The sequence below is a fragment of the Pseudomonadota bacterium genome, assembly GCA_030775045.1.
Lineage (GTDB): Bacteria > Pseudomonadota > Alphaproteobacteria > JALYJY01 > JALYJY01 > JALYJY01.
In genome coordinates this window covers 1-7154 of sequence record JALYJY010000093.1, presented here as the reverse complement: position 1 = coordinate 7154, position 7154 = coordinate 1, and the positions used below count along the sequence as shown (strand labels likewise).

General features: G+C 64.3%; 4 protein-coding genes and 1 pseudogene. All 5 read right to left on the bottom strand.

Going from position 1 to position 7154, the window contains the following annotated elements:
• On the bottom strand, positions 1-1325 hold a 1325-nt coding region (locus tag M3O22_07910), incomplete at its 3' end, for a class I SAM-dependent DNA methyltransferase (GenBank protein ID MDP9196669.1).
• A gap of 22 nt (positions 1326-1347) precedes the next feature.
• The gene (locus M3O22_07905) at positions 1348-2397 is read right to left on the bottom strand and encodes a DUF977 family protein (protein ID MDP9196668.1); all 1050 of its coding nucleotides are present in this window, start codon (positions 2395-2397) and stop codon (positions 1348-1350) included.
• Positions 2398-2593: 196 nt separating this feature from the next.
• Positions 2594-2782 (bottom strand): annotated as a pseudogene (locus M3O22_07900) (hypothetical protein).
• Positions 2783-2822: 40 nt separating this feature from the next.
• Complete coding sequence (gene addA, locus M3O22_07895) at positions 2823-6287, bottom strand: double-strand break repair helicase AddA (protein MDP9196667.1); 3465 nt, start codon at positions 6285-6287, stop codon at positions 2823-2825.
• Between the two features lie 140 nt (positions 6288-6427).
• The coding region (locus tag M3O22_07890) for a PD-(D/E)XK nuclease family protein (protein MDP9196666.1) at positions 6428-7154 on the bottom strand (727 nt) is incomplete at its 5' end.

Below are 7154 nucleotides of genomic sequence, written 5' to 3'. Positions count from 1 at the left end.
GCGTTGCCGCAGGTGATCCAGTTGGCGGCTTCGAGCGGGAGGAACTCGGCGAGGGCGAGCTGCTCGCCGCGATAAAGCACGTCGCACTGATACTCGGCGATGATGAGGGCGAGGCGGGCAATTTCGGCGGAGAAGTGGCGCAGTTCGATGCCGCGGAAGTTGGTGAGCGGGATCTCCGAGCGTTGCTCGGCCTCGCCGCGGCGGCGGTTGATCTCCGCTTCGATCTCGCGCATCTGCTTGTAGGCGATGACGAGGAAATTGCCGGAACCGCAAGCGGGGTCGAAGACGCGGATGCGGGCGATTCGCTGGCGCAGGTTCAGCAGCTTGCGGGCATTGTCTCCCGCCTCCTCCAGCCGGGCGCGCAGGTCGTCGAGGAAGAGGGGGTTCAGCACCTTGAGGATGTTCGGCACGCTGGTGTAGTGCATGCCCAAGGCGCCGCGTTCCTCCTCATCCGCCACCGCCTGGATCATCGAGCCGAAGATGTCGGGGTTGATCTTCGTCCAATCGAGATTGCCAATGTGCAGCAGGTAGGTCCGCGCGATCTTACTGAAGCGCGGAACGCTCATGTCGCCGGAAAACAGCCCGCCATTCACATACGGAAACCCGTCGGCCCAGCGGGGCAGGTTCGCAGCAGCGCGATTCGCAAGTTTAATGTTCATCGCCCGGAAGATCGCGCCGATTACCTCATGCGTGTTCGATGAATCGCGCTCGCTCATCTGGTCGATGGTGGCGGTGAACAGGCCCGAACCGTTGAAAATGTCGGTATCCTCCGCGAAGAAGCAGAAGATCAGACGCGCCATGAAATGGTTCATGTCCGGGCGGCGCTCGGCAGTGCCCCAATCGGGGTTGTCGTTCAGAAGCTGGATATAGAGCCGGTTCAACCGGCTGGTTGCCCGAATGTCGAATGAGCTTTCGCGGACCTGGCGGACGGTGCTGATTCCGGCCAGCGCCAGGAAGAAGCCGAAATGGTCTGGAAAGTTGGTGTAGTCGCAAGCGACCGTCTCGCCCGATTCTAAATCCTCGGCCTCAAACGTGTCGCCGTCCGTTGCCAGAATGAATTGGGCCTTGGCTTTCGTTGTGGCCGGGCTTGCCTTCAGCGCGGCCAGCGTCCTTGTCACCTCGCCTTGCGGGGCAACGGCGATGTGGATGTTATTCGTCTGGAGCACGCCGCCAAGGTCGGATTTGTTCGATGCGCCCGCACGCAGACGCTTGATGGTCGTTTCCTTGTTGCCGAACGCTTCGAGAAACGCATACGGGAACTCGGCGGCGTCGAAGGGACGCTCTGCCAGTGCCGTTACGGCTTCTTCGATTTCGACAGCGTTCATTCAGCGATTCCCAAAAAGCGTTTCATGGCAAGGCATACCAAGTCCCCTTGCCGATGCCGTGGCGCGCGAGCTGGCCTTGCTCGTGCAGCCGACGGAAGTGCTCCTTCAGCGTGTTGCGGCTTGCGCCGGTCGTGCGGATCATCTCGCCGATGGTGACGCGGCCATGCCGGCGCACATGGTCGATGATCTGCGCCGCCAGTTCCGGCAGGGCGGCCACCATCAGCTTCTCGCGCTCGACCTTTTCTGCCAGCCGGCGCTTCTGGTTTTGAAGCGCGCGGATGAAAAACATCGTCCAGGGCTGCCAGTCGGGTGCATCGGTGCGGATGGTGCCCTGAGTCTGGCGCAGCGCGAGATAGTAGGATTCCTTGCTGTTCTCAATCACGCTTTCAAGCGACGAATAGGGCACATAGGCATAGCCGGCCTGCAACAGCAGCAGCGTTGTCAGGACGCGGCTCAAGCGGCCGTTGCCGTCCTGGAAGGGATGGATTTCCAGGAACACGACGATGAACACGGCGACAATCAGCAGCGGGTGAATGCGGCGCAGCTCCCGGGCTTCATTGAGCCAGGCAAACAGTTCGGCCATGCGATGCGGCGTGTCGAAGGGCGTGGCCGTCTCGAACACGATGCCGATCATCTTGCCGGCCTGGTCGAACGCGCCCACGTCGTTGCGAATGGTCTTGTATTCGCCGCGATGGCGCTCGTCCTTCTCGCTGTAGCGGAGAAGGTCGCGGTGTAGCTGCTTGATATGATTTTCCGTGATGGGAATGTCGCCCCATGCCTGGAAGACGGTTTCCATCACCGCAGCGTAGCCGGCAACTTCCTGCTCGTCACGACTGATGAATTTCTTGATTTCCAGGTTGGCGAGAAGGCGCTCCACCTCGCGGTCGGTCAGCTTGCTGCCCTCGATGCGGGTGGAAGAGCCGATGCTTTCGATGGTGGCGACATGGCGCAACGCCTTCAGGCGTTCGGACGCAAGGGTGCCAAGGGCGCGCCAAGCGCCCTTGAACTCGTCGATTTCTGCGATCAGCCCCAGCAATTCGGGCGTGATCTGGGTGGTATCCGTTTTCAGCATGAGAAGCCCCCACGCCAAAAACATACCCGTATTCATCCATATGTCCAGCCGAATTTACACCCATATTCGTCCATATATGGAAATGGTTGGGGCGGTTGTTGCGCCAAGTCCTGGCGATGAAAGGCCCCGGAACTTCCGGGGCCTTGGCATCGAGCCGCTTCATTGGCGGCCTGTCTGCGGCAGCGGCTCGTAGGCCGCGGATGCTGAGTCGCCCGTTGAGCGGGGTTGCGCTCAGCTCCATGCTGAAGCCCTTGCCGTCTGCGTGCGGCCAGCAGGCACCGATCCGGGTCCAGATAGCCTTGTCGTCCTCGCGCTCGCGCACCTGATAGACGAGGTGGGTTGGGGTGCGGGTCGTCTTGGTTTTGGTGGTCTTGGTAGTAGCCATGAGGGTTCTCCTTTGCTTTCGGGGGAGAGGTAAAAAGGATTCAGGTTCCTGCTTCCTGAATCTCCATCAGCCGCAAAACATCCGTCCACAGCAGGAAAGTGCGGATGCGCCGGTCGGGCCAGATGCGCTCAAAGGCCTCGCGGTATGCCGCCAGCTGGGCCACATAGACTGGAGCCACACCTGCAGCATCGTCCGGCGGCGGGCGGTTGGTCTTGTAGTCCACGATCCATACCTCGCCGTCCACCAGGCACAGGCGGTCAATCTGCCCCGACAGCACCCGGCCGTCCAGAACAGCCACGACGGGAACCTCGGCCTGGCTGTCAGGCCCGAACAGGGGCGTGAAGTCCGGATGTTCCAGCACTGCCAGGGTTTCCTCCAGGATCCGGTCCTGCTGCGGCGCGGGCAGATCGCGGGCTGAACTGTCCAGAAAGCGCCGTGCAGCCTCCCGCCGACGCTTCACAGGCAGAGCCGGCAGGGTCTGCAGCAGGCGGTGGATGATGATCCCGCGGCGGAAGCGGACCGTGTCATCCCCCTCGCTGACAGGGGAGCGCACGGGCGGATCCGGTTCAGCCGGCCGGCTGGGAGACAGGGGCCTGCCGGGCACAGGATCGGGGACCAGCGGCTGCAGGACCCACTCTTCCAGGGGCAGAATGGCGGATGGAGGCACACCACTGTCCAGGCCTTTTTCCGGCGGCGCTGTCTGCACGTCTGCGTACCGGCGGCCCGGGTCTGTGGCAAAATCAACATCCACCGGCTGGCCAAAGTCCGCCAGTGCCTGGGACACCAGGGTGTACCAGCTGTTGTCAGGCAGGCCACGGCGGCGGACACCGGTTTCGTATCCGCACACGTACAGCCGGTCCTCGGCCCGCGTCATGGCCACATACAGAAGACGGCGGGCTTCCTGGTCCCGGCGGTGATCGATCACCTGCCGGGCCTGCACGGCAGCTGTGCAGTCCTCCCCCTTGCGCGGAGAGCACAGGGGCACCAGGCGTTCTCCCGCATGGCGCGCAGGCTGGGCCAGCACAAACGTATCGGGCCACAGGACATCCGGTGTCTGGATGGATACCCGCGTGGTATCGGGCAGAAAGACGATGGGAGCCTGCAGCCCTTTGGCCCCGTGGGTGGTCATGATGCGCACCTGGCCCTCTCCGTCCCCGGTAGCCGCGTCCATTTCGCGCTTGATGGCGCTGGCGTCGGTGGCGATCCAGTGCAGAAACATCTGGAGGGAGGACGGATGGTCCCGGCCGAACATCAGGCAGGCGGACAGGAACTCGTCCAGCGCCTCCCGCGCTTCCGCCCCAAGGCGCTTCAGGAATGCCCGGCGGCCACTGCGTGCGTCGGCCGGACAGGGTGTGGACAGCACCCCGGAAAACAGCGCGAAGGGAGAGACAAAATCCGTCCGTTCCAGAAGGCCCGACAGCCAGGCGTGGATTCCGGCCCATGGCTCACCCTCCCCTTCCCTGTCGGCCAGCGCCTGCCACAGGGTTCCCTTGCGCTTCCACGCCAGGGCGAACAGATCATCCTCGGACAGGCCTACCAGGGGCGTCTTCAGCAGGCTCGCCAGGGTCAGGTCATCGCCGGGATACAGCAGGAAGTGCCCCAGGGCGCACAGGTCCTGGACGGCCAGCTGCTGCGCCAGCACCATACGGTCGATACCCATGACCGGAATCTGCCGGTCCTTCAGGGCGCGGACCATGTGCTCCATGAACGCATCGCGCCGCTGGACCAGGATCATGATATCCCCCGGCCGCACAGGGCGGTTGCGGGAAGCCAGAACCTCTCCGCTGTCCAGCCAGGTACGGATGCGCCCGGCGATAATACCGGCCAGCCGCGCAGCAGGATCGTCCAGCGGCACACGCTTCAGCGGCAGGGTCCAGGGCGCGCGGTCCTCTTCCCCTTCGGCAGCTGTGACGAGGGGCCACAGCTCCACAACACCCGCCTGGCCGCGGCGATACGCCGTGTGCCGCACCGCCTGGTCCGCAACGCCATCCCGGGCCGCGGGCAGGGCGAACACCCGGTCCACGGCTTTCAGCACCGCATCGGTGGAGCGGAAGGAAATGGTCATGTCCACCGGGCGGAAGTCCTGTCCCGCGGCGGCGATCCTGTGGTCAAAATACTGGCGCATGCGGCTGAATTCCGCCACGTCGGCCCGCTGGAAACTGAAGATGGACTGCTTTTCGTCCCCTACCACAAACAAGGTGCGGGAAGTTTCCCGCGCGCCCTGGCCCGAGAAGAATTCCTCTGCCAGCGCGGCCACGATCTGCCACTGCTCGGGGTTGGTGTCCTGCGCCTCGTCCACCAGGATGTGGTCCAGCCCGCCGTCCAGCCGGAACAGCACCCAGGGAGCCATGGCGCTGGACCCCAGCAGGCGGCAGGTGGACAGGATCACGCTGTCGAAATCCATGGCGCCCCGGGCAGACAGAAGCCCGCCGTAGATATCCAGAAGCCTGTCCCCCAGATGCAGGAACGCCGCTGTGGCGCGCGCTGTCTCCACGCACTGGCGCCGCTCCTCCAGCGCCAGCAGGCGCCGGGCCTCGGTGCGCAGGACGGTGTCTGTATCGGGGGCCGCCTCCAGCACCTTTTTGGTGGCCAGGGTTTTCAGGACATCCCCGTCCTTTGTGGTGAAATGCCCTGTGTAAATGTCCAGCATTTTCACCCGCTGGTCCGGCGCAGCGTCGAGCCAGGCCTGGATCCCCTGGCCCCGCTCCACGTCCGTTTTGCTGCCCCTCGACAGCAACGCACAGACCTTGCGCAAACCAGCCAGGTCCAGCGCTGCGTCCTGACACGCGGCCAGAGATATACTGTCCGGCGTTTCGTCCGGACTCACGTTCAGAAAGCGGGATACCGCCTGCACCGCTCCGTCCACACCGCCGTGGATCTCCAGAACCCGGCGCAGGCGGCTGCGCTGGGCGGCCATTTCGTGCACCAGATCGCGGAAACCATCCGCATGGACACGTTCCGTCAGCAGGCTGACCGCTGCGGCCAGAAAGTTCCCTTCACTATCCCGCGCCTGCTGCAGCACCCGGTGCAGGGCCTGGTCCAGAAGCTCCTGCGCGCCGCGGTCGTCCAGCAGGGTGAAGCCGGGACGCACCCCGGCCTCCAGCGGAAATCGGCCCAGCAGCGACTGGCAGAACGCATGAATGGTCTGGATGTTCATGCCGCCCGGGCATTCCAGAACCTGCGCAAACAGACGACGGGCAGCCTGTTTTTCCTGCGCCTCCGCCCGGCGGCCCAGAAGACGCTCCAGCGCGCCGTCCAGCTCCCCCTCCCCCACCGTGGCCCACAGACCAAGGGTATCGTTCAGGCGATTGGCCATTTCCGTGGCTGCGGCCTTTGTATAGGTCAGGCACAGGATGCGCTGGGGCAGCGTTCCCGCCAGAAGCAGGCGCAGGACGCGGTCAGTAAGCACCCGCGTCTTGCCGGTGCCCGCCGATGCGCCCACCCATACGGAAACATCCGGATCGGATGCCCGGCGCTGGACCACGGCAGGATCGGGGGGACGCACGGCATTATTCATTCATGACCAGGGAGTGTGGACAATCAACGCAGAATGAGTCAGATGACGAGAGTTTTCGGGAACCGGAGCGCAGTGTACATGAAAGTACATGAGCACCGGAAGCGCAGAAAACCGAAGTCAGATGGCCATTATCCGTTTGACTGGCCCCACTCCCCGACCCGGGCCAGGTGGTTGTAGTCGCTGTACCGGGGCGCATGACGCGGATCCGGACGGGACAGATAGGGTGTTTCCGGGACATCAAAAATGGCGACGAGTGCCTCCAGCCCGTGCAATGCTCCTTCCACCAGCGGCAGGCAGTCGCCTGCGGAAATGGCCTTTCCGGGCTCGCTGCTGCGGCCGGACAGCTGGAGGTACAGCATCTCCCCCGTCCGGCGGGATTCCAGTCCCTCGAACCCGCTGTGCTGCATGATCAGCGCTTCCAGCGGCAGCTGGGGCGAGAGGCCCGCCGCCACTTCGGCCTTCGTGGGCACAGCGCCGGTCTTGTAATCCAGAATGGCCACACTGCTGTCGGCCAGCAGGTCGATCCGGTCCGCCCGCGCCCGCAGGGTAAATGCACCGCCGCCGGACAGGCGGGTCATGGAGCCTTTCACTTCGGTGGCCAGGGGACGGGCGCCGGATCGGCGGTGCGCCCGCTCCCACCCTGTGAACCACCGGGCCACCCTTTCAAACCGCGGCCACCAGAAAGTCCACACCTCGGGCCGCGCCAGGTGATCGCCAAACGCCTTTTTCCCGCAGTCCAGCAGGATCTCCAGCGCACCATCCGGAATCTCCCCCGGGCACTGGCGCACAAAATCCTCCAGCGCCTGGTGCACGAACTGGCCCAGCTCGGCCTGGCCCGGGTCCTGGTCCAGGGGA

What these genes read in the sequence shown, in the direction of transcription:
- M3O22_07905 (MDP9196668.1), bottom strand. Translation starts at nt 2,397, where the DNA reads ATGCTGAAAACGGATACCACCCAGATCACGCCCGAATTGCTGGGGCTG.